The 16,902-nt window shown below is 42.8% G+C and carries 11 protein-coding genes; 5 read left to right on the top strand and 6 right to left on the bottom strand.

Features of this window, described 5'->3' with window-relative positions; genetic code table 11:
- Nucleotides 1-79: 79 nt before the first annotated feature.
- Genes NWQ57_RS08605 through NWQ57_RS08595 form a run of 3 tightly spaced genes read left to right on the top strand, consistent with a single transcriptional unit; the run spans nt 80 to nt 3,525 of the window.
- Nucleotides 80-1,957 (top strand): sodium:proton antiporter, encoded by a 1,878-nt coding sequence (locus NWQ57_RS08605; protein WP_306021738.1) that lies wholly within the window; start codon nt 80-82, stop codon nt 1,955-1,957.
- 51 nt (nt 1,958-2,008) lie between these two features.
- Nucleotides 2,009-3,049 carry a DUF1028 domain-containing protein gene (locus tag NWQ57_RS08600; protein WP_306021737.1) on the top strand — a complete coding sequence of 347 codons (1,041 nt, stop codon included), beginning with the start codon at nt 2,009-2,011 and terminating at the stop codon, nt 3,047-3,049.
- A 44-nt stretch (nt 3,050-3,093) separates the two neighbouring features.
- Nucleotides 3,094-3,525, top strand: a complete 432-nt coding sequence (locus NWQ57_RS08595) for a hypothetical protein (protein WP_306021736.1) — start codon at nt 3,094-3,096, stop codon at nt 3,523-3,525.
- Here the strand turns inward: NWQ57_RS08595 and NWQ57_RS08590 are convergent.
- From NWQ57_RS08590 to topA, 3 genes are all read right to left on the bottom strand, one after another.
- Nucleotides 3,515-5,671 carry an exonuclease domain-containing protein gene (locus NWQ57_RS08590; RefSeq protein ID WP_306021735.1) on the bottom strand — a complete coding sequence of 719 codons (2,157 nt, stop codon included), beginning with the start codon at nt 5,669-5,671 and terminating at the stop codon, nt 3,515-3,517. The genes NWQ57_RS08595 and NWQ57_RS08590 overlap by 11 nt on opposite strands.
- A gap of 260 nt (nt 5,672-5,931) precedes the next feature.
- Nucleotides 5,932-6,486 carry a DUF2058 domain-containing protein gene (locus tag NWQ57_RS08585; protein ID WP_306021734.1) on the bottom strand — a complete coding sequence of 185 codons (555 nt, stop codon included), beginning with the start codon at nt 6,484-6,486 and terminating at the stop codon, nt 5,932-5,934.
- Between the two features lie 81 nt (nt 6,487-6,567).
- The gene (topA, locus tag NWQ57_RS08580) at nt 6,568-9,207 is read right to left on the bottom strand and encodes a type I DNA topoisomerase (RefSeq protein WP_306021733.1); all 2,640 of its coding nucleotides are present in this window, start codon (nt 9,205-9,207) and stop codon (nt 6,568-6,570) included.
- A 334-nt stretch (nt 9,208-9,541) separates the two neighbouring features.
- On the opposite strand from topA, the gene astB reads away from it, so the two are divergent.
- On the top strand, nt 9,542-10,882 hold the full coding sequence (gene astB, locus NWQ57_RS08575) for an N-succinylarginine dihydrolase (RefSeq protein ID WP_306021732.1): 1,341 nt from the start codon (nt 9,542-9,544) through the stop codon (nt 10,880-10,882).
- Nucleotides 10,883-10,933: 51 nt separating this feature from the next.
- On the opposite strand, the gene NWQ57_RS08570 is transcribed toward astB, so the two are convergent.
- The gene (locus tag NWQ57_RS08570) at nt 10,934-13,129 is read right to left on the bottom strand and encodes an Ig-like domain-containing protein (RefSeq protein ID WP_306021731.1); all 2,196 of its coding nucleotides are present in this window, start codon (nt 13,127-13,129) and stop codon (nt 10,934-10,936) included.
- Between the two features lie 138 nt (nt 13,130-13,267).
- On the opposite strand from NWQ57_RS08570, the gene NWQ57_RS08565 reads away from it, so the two are divergent.
- Nucleotides 13,268-14,605 carry a dicarboxylate/amino acid:cation symporter gene (locus NWQ57_RS08565; protein ID WP_306021730.1) on the top strand — a complete coding sequence of 446 codons (1,338 nt, stop codon included), beginning with the start codon at nt 13,268-13,270 and terminating at the stop codon, nt 14,603-14,605.
- A gap of 67 nt (nt 14,606-14,672) precedes the next feature.
- Here NWQ57_RS08565 and lolE read toward each other — a convergent pair whose 3' ends face one another.
- Nucleotides 14,673-15,908: a lipoprotein-releasing ABC transporter permease subunit LolE gene (gene lolE / locus NWQ57_RS08560; RefSeq protein WP_306021729.1), complete on the bottom strand. Its 1,236-nt coding sequence runs from the start codon at nt 15,906-15,908 to the stop codon at nt 14,673-14,675.
- On the bottom strand, nt 15,908-16,603 hold the full coding sequence (gene lolD / locus NWQ57_RS08555; protein WP_306021728.1) for a lipoprotein-releasing ABC transporter ATP-binding protein LolD: 696 nt from the start codon (nt 16,601-16,603) through the stop codon (nt 15,908-15,910). The genes lolE and lolD overlap by 1 nt, the downstream gene beginning before the upstream one ends.
- Nucleotides 16,604-16,902: the final 299 nt, after the last annotated feature.

Below are 16,902 nucleotides of genomic sequence, written 5' to 3'. Positions count from 1 at the left end.
ATTATCTTTTAAATATTGATCTCGATAAGGGCCTTGTGGTCTGATTTACCCCTCTATGGTTTTTTTGTAAGGTTTCGTTTTGAACGACCCTATTATCCCTCTCGTCGCTGTTGGTTTAATCTCAATAGCATGTCAATTTTTTGCATACAAAATTAAACTTCCAGCTATATTGCCTCTCCTCGTAGTCGGCATAATAGTTGGACCTGTTACCGGTATGCTAGATGCCGATGCTCTATTTGGTGAGCTTTTATTTCCCATCGTTTCCCTCTCTGTTGCCATTATATTATTCGAAGGTGCCCTAACCTTAAAATTTGAAGATTTGAGCGGGCATGGCTCTATGGTGCGCAACCTCTGCACCATTGGTGTACTTATTACGTGGGGTATTGTTGCGCCAGTGGCTCACTATGCTCTAGGCATGTCGTGGGAACTGGCCTTTTTATTTGGCGCAATTGTTACGGTAACAGGACCTACTGTTATTATCCCAATGTTAAGAACGGTCAGACCCAGCAGTAAAATCTCAAATATCTTACGCTGGGAAGGCATCGTCATCGATCCAATCGGCGCACTACTGGCCGTATTAGTTTTTGAATTTTTAGTAGCAACGCAAGACCCATTGAGTCATACCCTCTATGCCTTTGGCGCGACTTTAGCGGTTGGATTTGGCATCGGCGCTTCTATGGGTTATTTAATGGGAAAAATGCTACGGAATAATTGGCTGCCCCATTATTTAATTAATACCGCGGTATTAACGCTAATGTTAGGCGCATTTGCCGGTTCTAATTTGTTGGCTCACGAATCGGGATTACTAACAGTAACCATAATGGGTATGTTTCTGGCTAATATGCGGGACGTTGATGTTGACGATATACTTGAGTTTAAGGAAACCCTCAGTGTGCTGTTAATTTCAGGGCTGTTTATTTTACTCGCCTCGCGTATCAGCCTCGATTCTCTGATTCACGTGGGCTGGGGCTCTATTTTTGTATTAATTGCCATTATGTTTGTCGCACGCCCCATATCAGTATTTGTTTCATCGATAGGGACTGGTCTGAAATTTAGAGAATTAGCCTTACTGAGTTGGATTGCCCCCAGAGGTATTGTTGCGGCAGCCGTATCCGCTTTATTTGCTTTGAAACTTGAAGCACTCGATTATGGCCAAGTTGACCTGTTGGTGCCAATGGTCTTTTTGGTGATCATCACCACCGTTGTCATCCAAAGCTTAAGTTCGGTGCAAGTAGCCAAATACTTGAAAATGCGCTCACCTGCACCAAATGGTTTTCTGATTTTTGGCGCTGGCATGTTTAGCCGCATGTTTGCCAAAGAATTACGGGCTTATGATGTGCCCGTGTTATTAGCTGACACTAACTGGGATGCATTACGCTTAGCAAGAATGGATAATATTACTACCTACTTTGGTAATCCAATGTCAGATCATGCCTCACGCAAGCTTGATTTAACGGCATACCGTAAAGTCTTGATCATGTCGCCTTACAAACAACTTAACCCTATGCTCACTTATCACTTTGAATATGAACTGGGTAAAGGTACGGTGCTGGGATTAAGTAACAATGAACAACAACAACGACCCAGTCACCAAGTGTCAGGCTCCTACACTAAAAATTTAGGTTTATTTGATGATGGTGTGACTTACGGAAAACTCGCTAGCTGGGCAACCAAAGGCGCTAAAATTAAAACCACCCGACTGTCTGAAGAGTTCAACTTTGAAGCGTATCAGCAAGAGTATGGTGAACGCGCACTGAAATTAGCCGCGATTGATACTCAAGGTCGCGTACAGTTGTTTACCACAAATAGTGCAATTAAACCCAAGGCTGATTGGCGCATTATGAGTCTGATCACGGCGGAGAAAAAAGTAGAAGAGCTTACCTTGGAGGAACGTCAATCTAAAAAGCGTGATGAAAAGGCAATTTCCGCAGATGAGGCCCCAGCCAGTAAAGCGTGAATTACTGAGAATTAATGGTGCTTAACCCTAAAAAATAGGAAGAACAAGTTGATGATACATAGTCGTACTTTGCGAGTTATTACCCTTTTTGGCTTAGCAGCAAGTGCCGCTATGACACACCATGCGGCCTTGGCCCGGCCGGATGCGTCTGAAGTTTATCAGCGCCCTAACCTTCCTTTGCGTCCAGCCCATACCTATTCAATCGTGGCCCGCGATCCAGCAAGCGGCCAATTAGGTGCGGCGGTGCAATCTCATTGGTTTTCAGTGGGAGCAGATGTAATTTGGGCCCAACCTGGCGTCGGTGCAGTCGCGACCCAGAGCTTTATTGAGGTGAGCTATGGACCACTTGGTTTAGCAATGATGGAATCAGGCAACACCGCCCCACAAACTCTTACATCTTTATTAGCTAAGGATGAACATAAAAATGTTCGTCAAATTGGCATGATAGACGCCAAAGGAAACACAGCCGTACATACGGGCGAGCTTGCCATCACCGCTCATTGTCATCTCGTAGGGGAAGACTTCACTGTGCAGGCTAATTTAATGGAAAAAGACACGGTGTGTGCTGCCATGGCGGCGGCCTTTACCGCTAATGCAAACGAAGACCTAGCTGGGCGTATGATGGCAGCTTTGCAAGCAGCACAGCAAGAAGGTGGTGATATTCGAGGGAAACAATCAGCAGCGATGTTAGTGGTAGAAGGAGAAAAAGGCACGCCTGTTTGGCAAGGCAGACTCGTAGATTTACGAGTTGAAGATAACGCTGATCCTATTAGCGAGCTAAGCCGATTATTACACGTGTCGCGCACTTACAGCAAAATGACTGAGGGCGATGACTTCATGACCTTAGGCAAAATAGATGAAGCCCTAGCGGCCTACGCAACTGCTGAAAGCATGATGCCTGACAACCACGAAGCGATTTTTTGGCATGCCGCTACACTTGCAGCAGTTGACCGAGTAGAAGAGAGTCTACCGCTGTTTAAAAAGGCTTTTGCTTTACACCCAGCATGGAAAACATTGGTTCCGCGCTTACCGGCTTCTGAATTGTTACCTGATGATCCTAAGATAATTAACAGAATACTTGCAGTTAAATAAACCCTTATCTAAGGTGAATGAAATAACAAAGGTCAACATCAAGCATGTACACTCATCTGCATTATCGAGATAAATATGGCAGTTATGAACTCAGTATCGAGAACGGCATTATTTGTGCCGTGATCCAAGGTGCAATCGGTGAAAGTTTTTCTCGGCGTTATAACCATGATTTTTGCTCCCTGATCGATAATTTAGGCAAAGACAAATGGGGCCATTACGGCGACTTTCGTTTATGCGAAGCGCTTACACCTGAAGCAAAACATTTGTCTGTAGAACTTCACAAGTACGCCTTACAAAAAGGCTGTGTCGTGTCAGCATTCCAAATTAATTCATCTTTACTAGTAAGCCAAGTTGATAATGTTAGAAAAACATCTGCTATTAACACCAGTGTGACGCAAAAAAGCTTCACCACTAAAGCAGAATGTTTTGACTATATTGAACGGCAGTTGACACTCGCCACAAGGCCTATTCCGTAAGAGATTCAAACGCCTGCTGTTTTGCTTGATTAATCATAATTAATAATTCCGCCGCAGCCCTAGCATCTGCCAATGCCCTATGATGATTGGTTAATTCGATATCCAACTCGCGGCACAGTTTTCCTAATGAATAAGATGCCTTACCCGGAAAATGCTTTCGCATTTCACGTACGGTGCACATTTTGGGCATACTAAAAGGTCTAGCAAGTCGTTCATATTCTAATTTAAAAAAACCATAATCAAAGTTTACGTTATGTGCGACAAAAATAGCGCCTTGCATAAAGCATTCAAGTTCATCAACTACCTCACAAAATAAGGGGGCATCCGCTACCATGTCGTTACTGATACCCGTTAGCTGGGTAATAAATTTAGGAATATGGCGCTGTGGATTAACTAAGCTAGACCAGCTATCAACCACCTCGCCATCCACCACCTTAACCGCGCCAATCTCAGTAATACGATGACCACCAGTCTTGCCACCCGTTGTTTCAACATCGATGACTACATAAGCTTGCTGAGGATCGACGGCCCAATTTACCCGGCAAATAGCCACATCAAAGCCCGCTTGCTGCAACGCTTTCATCGTCACCAATTGATTAGGCCTGATAACATCCCCTTGTGCTTTTACTTCTTCAAAACGCAACTGGCCATTATCAATGATCATTATATCCGGATACCCGTCTTTGTACTGGGCATAGTCTTTTGCCATGGCACGTAATTGAGCTATCACAGCAGCAGGCGGAGCAGCGAATAAAAACTGGCTCAATATCGCTAATAATTTGCTATGCCAGCGAAACATACCATTAGGTTGTCCGTAATATTGCGCCGCTACTTTAGCCAAGTAACTCAGAGCTTTTTGGGGTTCATTCAGTAACGGTAACTTGCTCTCAAGTAAAGGGCCTAGGGTGGCATATATGCGGTTTTCACGCACCGATGCAGGACGTCGGTCGAATTCACAAGCAATGGCTTGCTCATCTTTTTGAAATAATTCAGTCCAAAAAAACAAGCCAAACAAACTCGTAAATAGTCGATTCTCTGTACGAATTGCTACCATATTTCGTTGCTGATAATACGCTTTAACCCCCTTTTCTGGACTGTCGCGAAATATTTCATCAAGCCAGATTTGCTGAGTACTTTCGCGTAACAGCTGGGTTAACTTGCTGACCTTTGCCTGTTGATATTTACGCTGATAAAAGTCCTCGGCAAAAGCGCACAATTTAGCATCTTTACTTTCGTGTAAAATCCGCTCTAAATCCTGTTTAACCTCTTCTTTAGCACCCAATTTATACTTTTCTCGTAGGTACTTTTCTCGTGCTTTACTCAATTGTGACTGACTAAAAAACCCTAGAGCAGATTCCACATCGTCTTTTAGTAGACGTTTCCCCAATTCATAAAATAAAGCGTCCGCGAAACGCTGCGCTATTTCACCACGAGGTGGCAATACTGCACGTTTTGCCCACAAGATAATATCAGGCTGCTGGATTGGCTCGCTTTTGATGGCCTGCAATTTTTGTGCGTAAATAAACGCATCCAAAGCGTCTGCTCGCTGAGTGAAACGGGCGGTCAGTTCCCCTTTATTGTCTCGTGTTTTTAACACGCCCATATCCCGCATTGAAAACTTATCTAAGCCACTGCTTAGCTCACCAAAATATAAAAAAAGTAAATAGTGCCAAGTTTCAGTAAAACATTTCACCCTAAACGACTGTGCGAAAGATGAGGTAATAACCGATTCAAGCTGCGGATTTTCAAGCGCTAATTTAATTAATTGCGGTTTTGTATAGGAGGCTGGAAAACTCATATTGAGTTGCTTAGTCAAACAATTTGTTAATTGCACTTTGCTCAAGGTATCGAGCCACTTTGCATAGTCAGCTTGATTTAAAGGTCGTAAGAATTTTGCGTTGACTAAATGATCAATTTGACCTTGGTTGTCATTAATTTCCTCGTACTTGAGTTTATAACGATCAAGGATTGCACCCCGGCGGTTAATAACTCGAACTAACATGCATAAGGTGTCGTGCTCTAAAGCGTGTACTTTTTTAATAAAATCGACATGAACATCAGTCAGTAAATCTAGGCAATATTGCTCAATGTAGGCAATAAATTCGTTGAAATGATCTAGGTAATATTTCGTAGGTAATGTGCGCACAGGTATCTCAAGCTAATTATCTGTTTTGCGGTAAACACGGGCAGCTGACTTTGCTGAAAAAACACTCGATTTTTTTGCAGGTAAGCTAGTCGTTTTATACAGTAGTTTATACAGTATAAATGTCAGCAGGATCAAGTTAAAAAGGGCTTACAAAACGAGAAAATAAACTCAGACATGTTTTAGGACTTAATAAAAAACCGACATATACTCACATACATGTCGGTCAAGACCCCTAGCACGTAGTCGACGCACCTAATCGACTACCAGTTTAGATCATCCGGAATTTGATAATCAGCATACCAATCATCGTCTTCACTGCTCTTTTGATCTTCAGCACTGATCGTATCGGAGCGATAAACCACCACCAAAGGATCACGTTCCGCTATTTTATCGGCCACCGGCATGGGTACTAATTCGTAAGCTTGTTCATATTTTACGATGGCAAGTTTACCTTGTGAGATGTGTTTTTGAGTCTCTGTACCGACATACATGCGTTTTATGAGCGTACCGTCAGTAAAATTGCACACGACATCCGCTTTGCCTCTTGGCTGTTTGTTTACCTCTATCAACTGCTTTATTTGCGCGACAATGGCCTTCTTTTCAGCCTCAAGTTTTGTTTGTTGATTGAGTTCACGATCTTTGGCTTTTTTAGCTTCGATTGCTTCTGCGGCAGCTAACTTAGCTTCGTCACTTTCGACAACTTTGTGGCGTTGCTGAGCTTTGGCTTGTTTGTGTTTTTGCTGCTTAACTTGTTTAACCTTTTTTTTATCGGTTAAACCTGCTTTAAGCAACTGTTCTTGTAGTGATAGTGCCATTTTTATTACCAGCGTTATTCATAAAAAAGCCCGATAGCAGAGCTATCGAGCATGGTGAGATTCTCAACTAATTCGATTATCTTAAGATGACTTTTTACGTTTGTCTTCCGCTTTCCATTTTTTACCGTCATACCATGAAGACCACCCGGTAGCCTTGCCCTCTGCATTTTCTGACATGACATACTGTTGTTTCGTTTTACGACTGTAGCGTACTAAGGTTGCATTACCATCGGGATCTTTTGCTGGCGCGTCAGCCAGGTAATAGAATTTTTCAGATAGTCTGTCTCTAAATCTTGCTAACTCATGAACAAAAGGCGCACGGGTTTCCCGTGACTTTGGAAAATTATGAGCCGCTAAAAAGATCCCAGCTGCACCATCACGTAATACAAAATGTGCATCTGATTTTTCGCAAATTAACTCTGGTAAATCAACAGGATCTTCCTTGGGTGGCGCGGCTTCACCATTTCGCAGTAATTTCCGCGTATTTTTACACTCTTCATTGGTACAGCCAAAGTACTTACCAAAACGACCATTTTTCAATTCCATGTTAGCGCCGCACTTGTCACACTCTAACAGTGGTCCTTCATAGCCTTTGATTTTGAAGGTACCTTCTTCAACATATACGCCTTCGCATGTAGGCGTGTTGCCACACACGTGCAACTTGCGGCCTTCATCAACCAAGTAACTGTCCATTGCCGTTCCGCAAATACCACAACGGCGTTTTGCTCTTAACAGTTCAGTTTCTAATTCTTCTTCGTCGTCCACTTTAACTACGTCATCACCAGATACCAAGTTCATGGTACCCGTACACTTTTCTTTTGGTGGTAAGTTGTAACCTGAGCAGCCTAAAAACACACCCGTACTGGCTGTACGGACGTTCATCGGGCGGCTACATAACTTGCACTCAATGATCGTTGGTACGGCTTGATTAAGGCGCATGCCGCCCTCTTCTACCGGCAATTCAGCCTGATGCAGTTTTTGCTCAAAATCAGTATAAAATTCGTCTAACACGCCTTTCCATGGCGCCTTCCCTGTTGCAATATCGTCGAGCTGTTGTTCCATCTTGGCGGTAAAATCATAGGAGATTAGATCGTCAAAATTTTCCATAAGTCGATCATTAACAATTTCCCCCATCTTTTCAGCATAGAAACGTTTGGTGTCTTGACGAACATAGCCACGATCTTGAATCGTAGAAATAATACTCGCATATGTAGAAGGTCGACCAATGCCACGCTTTTCAAGTTCTTTAACTAATGAAGCCTCATTGAAGCGCGCCACAGGCTTGGTAAAATGTTGTTTAGGATCGAGCGCTTTAAGTTTCAACGACTCACCTTCTTTTACATCAGGTAAAAGTAAATCTTCGTCACCTTTTTTGCGTACTTGCGTTTGAACACGAGTCCAACCGTCAAATTTTAACACTCGACCTTTAGCGGTTAATTCATAGTCATTTGCTGCAACTCGAATGGTGCTAGCATCGTATTGCGCTGCAACCATTTGACAAGCGACAAACTGACGCCAAATTAATTCATACAAACGTTGAGCATCTCTCTCCATGGTGGTTAATGACTCAGCCTTTACCACAACATTTGATGGCCGAATGGCTTCGTGAGCCTCTTGAGCACCTTCTTTACTGCCATAACCGAGGGGACTTTTTGGTAAATATTTCTCACCAAAATTTTCACTTATATAACTGCGACAACTTTCAACGGCTTCAGCACTTAAATTGGTTGAATCAGTTCGCATATAAGTAATGTGGCCCGCTTCATATAAGCGCTGAGCCATCATCATGGTCTTTTTAACTCCAAAGCCTAAACGTGTACTGGCGGCCTGCTGTAAGGTAGAAGTAATAAAGGGCGCAGAGGGTCGACTTTGGGTAGGTTTTGATTCACGGCTGACCACTTTAAACTCTGCATTTTGCAGATCGTTTTGAGCTTTTTCAGCCTGAGCTTTATTCAATGGTTTAAAATTTTCTTTTAAATATTTCACTACTTGCATGCGCAAGTCAGTGGTTTTTGCAGTCAGTAGATCAGCATGCAAGTCCCAAAACTCTTCAGGAACAAATGCTTTTATTTCCCGCTCACGCTCTACAACTAAACGCACTGCCACTGACTGTACTCGCCCAGCCGACAAACCGCGGGCGACTTTCTTCCACAACAATGGCGAGACCATAAAACCCACAACGCGATCTAAAAAACGCCTCGCTTGTTGCGCGTTTACGCGCTCTATATTGACTTTTCCTGGGTGTGAAAATGCATCTTGGATGGCATTTTTGGTAATTTCGTTGAATACCACTCGCTGAAAATCTTTACTGGGATCATTAATAATTTCCTGCAAGTGCCAAGCAATAGCCTCTCCTTCTCTATCCAAATCCGTTGCGAGATAAATAGTATCAGCATTTTTTGCTAATTTTTTAAGGTCATTAACTACTTTTTCTTTGCCGCTGAGTACTTCGTAATGCGCATGCCAATTATCTTTTGGGTCGACGCCCATGCGGTCGACAAGTTTCTGATATTCGTATTGTCGTAAATATTCTTCGCGCTTTTTTTCAGACAAGGTTTTTAGCACACTTGCTGGTTTTTTAGGCGCAACTTTACCCAAAGCCTTGGTTGGGAGGTCTCGAACATGGCCGACGCTGGATGTCACAATAAAATTATTGCCGAGATATTTATTAATTGTTTTTGCCTTTGCCGGAGACTCGACAATGACTAGAGACTTTGCCATATATTGGTGTTAACCTTTTGATTTTTATAGGTTTAAATCCACTAAACATACCATAAATAGGGTTTGTCGTTGGAAAATGCTTTTTAACATATATCTACAAAGTGAATAGAAAACAAGTTCTTCTTCATAGTTATCTGATTTTCTTTTTTTTACACTGACTAATGCGGCGAAAATTTGCAAGCACAAAGTTGGCAGTTCACTTAAAAGCAGTATAATGCCCAGCCATTCGCGCCTATCTTACGTTTTTAGTCCTGTTTCTTAGGCCAGCAACAATGTAAAAATTTCAAATAGACAGTACCGTGTTATCCAGCATGCATAAAAATAAGAGGTAAAGATGAAACAGTTTGAAGTGAATTTTGACGGCTTAGTAGGACCTACTCACAATTATGCAGGTTTGTCTTACGGCAATGTGGCATCTTTAAATAATGCGAGCGCCGTAAGTAGCCCTAAACAAGCCGCTAAGCAAGGTTTAAAGAAAATGAAGGCCCTAGCTGACCTTGGTATGGTTCAGGGGGTTCTGGCGCCACAAGAACGTCCTGACGTGTATGCACTGCGTCGTTTAGGCTTCAGTGGAACAGATGCACAGGTTCTCAGTCACGCCGCCAAACAGGCGCCTGCTATTTTTCAAGCCTGTTGTTCTGCTTCAAGCATGTGGACGGCGAATGCAGCAACGGTATCACCCAGTGCTGATACCCATGATCAAAAAATCCATTTTACTCCTGCTAATTTGACCAATAAATTTCATCGCTCACTTGAGCCTCAAGTTACTGGCAATATATTAAAAGCGATTTTCAACGATCCAAAACATTTCGCTCACCATCAACACTTACCTGACAACGAACACTTTGGTGATGAAGGTGCAGCAAACCATACGCGTTTATGTTCTGAATACGGTGAAACTGGGGTTGAAATTTTTGTTTATGGACGGCATGCCTTTGATAATAGCAAGCCTGCTCCTAAAAAATATCCTGCCAGGCAAACCTTTGAAGCCAGCCAAGCGGTAGCCCGTTTGCATGGTTTACGTGATGAGAAAGTAGTTTACGTACTGCAAAACCCTGAGGTGATTGATCAAGGGGTATTTCACAACGATGTGATTTCAGTTGGTAACCAAAATGTATTGTTTTACCACGAGTTGGCTTTTCATCAGACCGCGTCGGCATTAGATGAAATCAAACGTAAATTTGGCGATAATGAACTGCATTTTATTCGTGTTGATGAGCAAGACGTGAGTTTACAAGACGCGATAAAAAGCTACTTGTTTAATACCCAAATCATAACCTTACCAAATGGCTCAATGGCGATTATTGCCCCATCTGAATGTGAAGAAAACCCGGCAGTTGCCGCATATCTGAATAAATTAGTTACCTTGAACACCCCTATTCAAGAAGTGAAATATTTTGACGTCAAACAGAGTATGCGTAATGGCGGTGGCCCTGCTTGCCTGCGTTTACGAGTGGCGATGACCGAGCAAGAGTGTGCTGCGGTGAATCAAAGCACCATCATGAATGATGCTTTGTTTGAACGTTTAAATAATTGGGTGGATAAACATTACCGCGACCAATTACTAATCGATGACTTACGTGATCCTCAGTTATTAATTGAATCGAGAACCGCACTTGATGAGCTAAGTCAGTTATTGAAATTAGGCTCGGTTTATCCATTTCAAACTGTATAGTTTATAGAGTAAAAAGCCCAGTGCAATGACTGGGCTCTTAACTAAATGACCTTATAAATTGTTATTGCAATTGAGCTGCTGACCATAAGGACTATGAGGGGGAGGTGATCCTTCGTTAGTTAAGTCTTCAGTAGACACCGGTAGATTAAAGCGCTGACTTTCTTTTGATTCACTTCCCGCTGACTCAGCTTTTACACTAATATCCACTTCAGTCCAGCCACCAAATTGCTTGGCGTAAAGTACATTGACCAGAGTTTGACCATTTGCGTCTGTAGTACCTGTTGAGCTAATCGCAGCCACATTACCAGGGGTCAGTAAACCATCACCATTGGTATCTTCACCACTATTTAATATTCCATCACCATTGACATCTTCATTTGGACAGTCGACAAAGAAAATATCATTGCGGTAAATTTCTGCATCAGCATCCCATACCCACACGCCTTTGCGATACACCCCACCATCGATAAATTTAACCGGTGGTGCTGAAAAGGTCATATTAGCGTTTGCCACAGGGTTAGAATCCGGATCGGTAACAAATACCGAAAACTCTTTTGAATAGGATGATTGCTCTGGGGCCTCAATCAAACGCCCTGTGCCAATCGAGATATCAAAGGCTCTATCGCCAACGGTAAGCAAGGTAAAGCTCGATACGGTTTGTTCGTCATCCACGGTTGCGTACACTTTTACCGCTTCAAAACTACTCACTGCGTTTGAGGTATAAACCGTTGATGCAATGCCGCTGCGATCCGTCGTAGCTTGATTAGGCGAGATGGTGCCTCCGCTGACATCATCAACCAAAAAGTTAATGGTTTTGCCTTTAATTAAATTACCATTTGGATCGCGAACCACCGCGATAATGGTGCTTGTTTGGCCACTTGGTGCAATTGAATCAGGCGTCGCATCCACAATAATGCTGTCTGCGTCCGTAGCGATAAACTCAACCTCAGCACGCGCACTCACTTGTGCATTATCGCTATCAACCCCCGTTGCCGACACTGAGGCAAAACCGGCATTATCTGACTCGATGGTAAACTCAGCGACACCTAAATTATTTGTTAACACCGTATTACTGGTGATATTACCCCTAGATGACGTTAAGGTCACACTGCCATTAGGATACACCGCGCCATTTTTTAACCAGGTCACGGCTAAAGTGGCCATTGTGCCTAGTTCAACTTCCGCATCAGGCACAGTGGTGAATGAAAAATCATCTTGCTGCACTGTCATGTCGAAAGTGCCTTGGGCATTTAATGCAACGGCAGTGATAACATCGTCTCCTGCGCTGCTGGCAGAATAATTAACGGTGACCTGACCTGAGGTGGATGTAGTTGGACTTGCGTTGCTTAATACACCATTAAGTGCTGTCAATGAAACCTGTTGATTAGCAATACCCTTACCATCCGAGTCCACCACACTTATGGTCAAAGGTACGGGGTCATTGATGATGGCTGAAGATGAACCGTTAATATTAATTTGTGTACCAACAACAGCAATATCTAGCGTTTGAGTGGGTAAATTAGCTGTTTTTGCCGTGACATTAATGACACGATTTTCTTTGTTATTTTGTGTAGACAAGGTGGCACGAGCCAAGCCATCAGCAGCGGTAGTGCCTTGTAAAATGGCAAGGGATGCACCTTGATTAGCAGAAAACGTTACTTCGATACCTTCCATTAAAACGTTATCTACGTTTTTTACTAAAGCGATTAACTCAACCACATCAGACCCACTTGACGCTAATTGAATAGAGCTCGCAAAGAAATCTAACGACGCAGGCTGTTCGTTTTGTTGGGTTATCCCAGTTGAATCAAACGTAATTGATGCACTCTCACCACTTACTAAGGTTGCAACAACACTTCCTGCACCCGAATTATTGCCAACCGTTAAACCGATTGTCGCGGTACCTGATGTGCCGGTTGTGGCAGTACCTGCATCGTTGCTAAAATCAGCTAGACCGCTAGGCGTAAAACTGAAGGTTACAAGGGTATCACCAACTAAATTACCGCTACTATCTTTAACCGTTGCGGTTAGCGTAAGCGGATTATCACTCGCAAGTTGCTTAGACGTTTCACCAGCAGCATCAGTAAGAGCAAGAACGATACTGAGTTCTGAGGTAGGGGTTCCCCCTCCGGTACCGGTTCCACCGCCGGTATTTTCACGTTCTATGCCACCACCAGCGCCTCCACCGCAAGCAACTAAGCCTAAAAGAAACACTGCGCTAATTAGCGTTTTTACTCGTAACATCATATAAAGTCCTTGCACACATTTTAGGTAAAGTGACACCACTACTCACTTTTATTGTTCAGCTTATTCAACAAACTTGCTAGTCTATGCCCTGCGGTCTGTTCAATCGTTGTAAATACTAATAATAAAATCAGGAATGCTATGACTAAAGCCCCCACAACTCCCCATCACAAATTAGGTCTAACCGCTCGAATCTTTATCGGCATGTTAGTCGGAATCGCCATAGGTGGTTTTTTACAATGGATAAGTGATGATAGCGGAGATTTTTCGTTTAGTGTATTCGACACCGAGTTTTCTACGTATACCTTTTTAGTAGAGGGTATATTTACCGTTGTTGGAACCTTGTTTATTAAAGCGCTGAAAATGCTAGTTGTTCCCTTAGTATTTGTATCGTTGGTGTGCGGTACAGCCAGTCTAAGTGATCCCAGTAAATTAGGTCGTTTAGGAGGAAAGGCTGTCGGTTTGTACATCACAACCACCGCGATAGCCATCACGCTTGCCATTATTGCAGCGCTCATTGTCCAACCTGGTAGTGGCATTAATTTAGCAACTGATGCTAACTTTACTGCAAAACAAGCGCCCTCTTTAGGTCAAGTTATTATTGACATGATGCCATCTAATCCTATCGACGCAATGGCTCAGGGCAACATGCTACAAATTATTGTATTTGCTGCGTTTTTTGGTGTTGCTCTAGCAATGATTAAAGGTGCAAGTGGCGAAAGGTTACGTACTTTTTTCGATGATTTAAATGAAGTCATTATGCGTATTGTGACAATCGTAATGAACCTAGCGCCCTACGGTGTGTTTGCCTTAATGGCTAAACTTGCGGCCACTACTGACTTTAAAACCTTCCAAGGCTTGACGGTATATTTCTTCTTAGTGTTGTTCGTTTTATTTGTGCATGCACTGGTAACCTACCCTATTTTGCTCAAGCTATTAAGCGGTCTCAACCCCCTTATTTTATTGAAAAAAATGCGTGATACCGCACTCTTTGCCTTTAGTACGGCTAGCAGCAGTGCCACCTTACCAGTGACCATAGAAACGGCTAACAAGAAGCTCGGTGTTAAAAATTCAGTGGCGTCTTTTACCTTATCTTTAGGCTCAACCATTAATATGGATGGCACTGCTATCATGCAGGGCGTCGCGACCGTATTTATCGCTCAAGTCTATAATGTGGACCTGAGTGTGTCTGATTTTCTCATGGTTATTTTAACAGCAACCTTGGCATCTATCGGCACCGCAGGCGTGCCTGGCGTTGGCTTATTGATGTTAGCTATGGTTCTACAACAAGTTAACTTACCCGTTGAAGGTATCGCGCTGATTATTGGTGTTGACCGCCTGTTAGATATGACCCGTACCGCTGTTAATGTCACGGGGGATTGTGTGGTATCTTGTGTGGTTGCAAAAAGTGAAAAAGAATTGGATGTTGCAGTATATAACAACCCTAAAGCAGGGCTTAAATACGAAGAAATTGCCTAGTTAGCAAACCGTGATTTCAGGTCTTTTAAATTGAACAGAGAGCGCCTAGTAGGCGCTCTTTTTTGTTTTAATGCCCCAATACTTCTGCTGGATTAATTTTTGCTGCTTTTATAGCGGGATAAAGCGTGGCTAGAAAACTAAGTAATAAAGCAATGCTGGCCGTCATAAACACTTCGTTCCAATGCAGTTCAGAGGGCAAGAAATCAATAAAGTATACGTCGCCAGATAAAAATTTAATAGTAAACAAGGTTTCAAAAAAATGGGCGACTTGCGCCAAATTAGAAGCCATCAACACCCCTAAAATCACGCCCCATAGGGTGCCAATCGCACCGTTTAATAAACCTTGCAACATAAAGGTTTGAATAATCAATGAATCTTTCGCGCCCATACTTTTAAGCATGGCAATTTCACTTTGTTTCTCGTTAACCGCCATCACTAAGGTAGAAACGATATTAAAACAGGCGACCGCAATCACTAAGATCAGCGCGATATACACGACACTGCGTACTAACTGGATATCTTGATACAAATTACCTTCGGTACGAGTCCAATCCGACATATACACTTCAGGCTCCATTTTGAAGCCAAGTTCAGGCACGATCTGCGGGGCGGCAAAAGGATCGGTAAAACGTAAGCGTATTCCTTGCGCGCCATTTTTAACCCCTAAGGTATCGGCCGCCAAAGACATATGCATTAAACCAATATGATTGCTCAATTCTCCTGCAAAATTTAGGCTACCAGCAATAACTAACCACAAAGACTTTGGCGCCTTTAAGCTTAAATCTTCCGATATTTGTGGCAGGAGTAGTTGGACTTTATCGCCCACTTTTACGTTCAGATGAGCCAAAATCCCCTGCCCCAAGAGCACCGCATTTTCATTGCGTAAAAAGTCATGCCACTGCTCATCTGTGACATGGGTGACCTTGTTATTTTGCTCGGCAAAATCAGGACTTAGCGCTGACATTTCTACCGCTTTAAGTTCATTACCTTTTTGCAACATGCCAGTCGCTTTAACAAAAGGCTCAATAAAACTTATTCGAGAGTCCTTGGACAGCTTGCGAATTTCTTCAGGCCAATTGGCCAGACCTTCTGCATCTACAGCGGTATACTCACCATGAGGAATAATCGACAATAAACGGTCTTGTAACTCTCGTTCAAAGCCGTTCATGACGGATAACAATAAAATGAGTACAAAACAACCTAAACCAATACCCACTGTCGACGAAGCAGAAATAAATGAAATAAAGCCATTTTGTCTTTTATTGCTTCTAAAGCGCCAAGCTAAACTTAACACTAAAGGCATTAGTCTGATCCCAGTGGCAATGTATTTTGTAAAACACCGTCAATCAAACTCATGGAGCGATCTAATTTACTAGCAAGTTCAGTATCATGCGTCACCACCACAAAACTGGTTTTTAACTGCGATTGCAGTTCACGAAGTAAATGATAAATACCCTCACCAGTTTTATGATCCAAATTACCTGTGGGTTCATCCGCCAGTACCAAACTGGGTTTATTAACCAAAGCGCGGGCAATGGCTACGCGTTGCCTTTCACCACCCGATAACTCTGCGGGTTTATGTTTCGCACGGTGGTGTAAACCCACCTTAGTCAAAATTGCCATGGCTTCTTGCTCAGCGTATTTCACTGATTGTTTTGCAATCAATAGTGGCATTGCCACATTTTCTAAAGCGGTAAATTCAGGTAATAAATGATGAAACTGATAAACAAAGCCCAATGACTCATTACGAAACTGAGCTTGTTGGTTAGCGGTAAACTTAAAAATATCCTGTTGTTCAAACCACACGTGGCCACTGGTAGGTTTATCTAGCGCACCCAACAAATGTAATAAGGTACTCTTTCCCGAGCCAGAACTGCCAACAATAGCCACTTGTTCAGCCTTATTGATAGTAAAACTGACGTCTTTGAGCACTTGAACTTGATTTGCCCCCTCATTAAATATTTTATTTAAATGTGAGCATTTGAGTAATTCACTCATAACAGTGATGGTATCCCCAAACGAAGATGTGTTTTGTTTTCGCTAGGTGCGATCGAGCACCATCTTCGTAGTTAGTATTTGTGCCTATCATACCAATTTATCGAGCGGTAAAAACACAAACTATTGAGAACTAAAGTAAAAAAATTATGAGGAAGATAAAAGGGAAAAACTATAAGAATAGAACGATGAGATAAAAACGAAACCTGACTAAGTCGATTATTTATTGGCGGAGTGGACGGGACTTGAACCCGCGACCCCCGGCGTGACAGGCCGGTATTCTAACCAACTGAACTACCACT

The organism is Paraglaciecola sp., assembly GCF_030730205.1.
Taxonomy (GTDB): domain Bacteria; phylum Pseudomonadota; class Gammaproteobacteria; order Enterobacterales; family Alteromonadaceae; genus Paraglaciecola.
The sequence above is the reverse complement of the archived record's forward strand: the minus strand, read 5'-3'. Positions and strand labels throughout refer to the sequence as shown.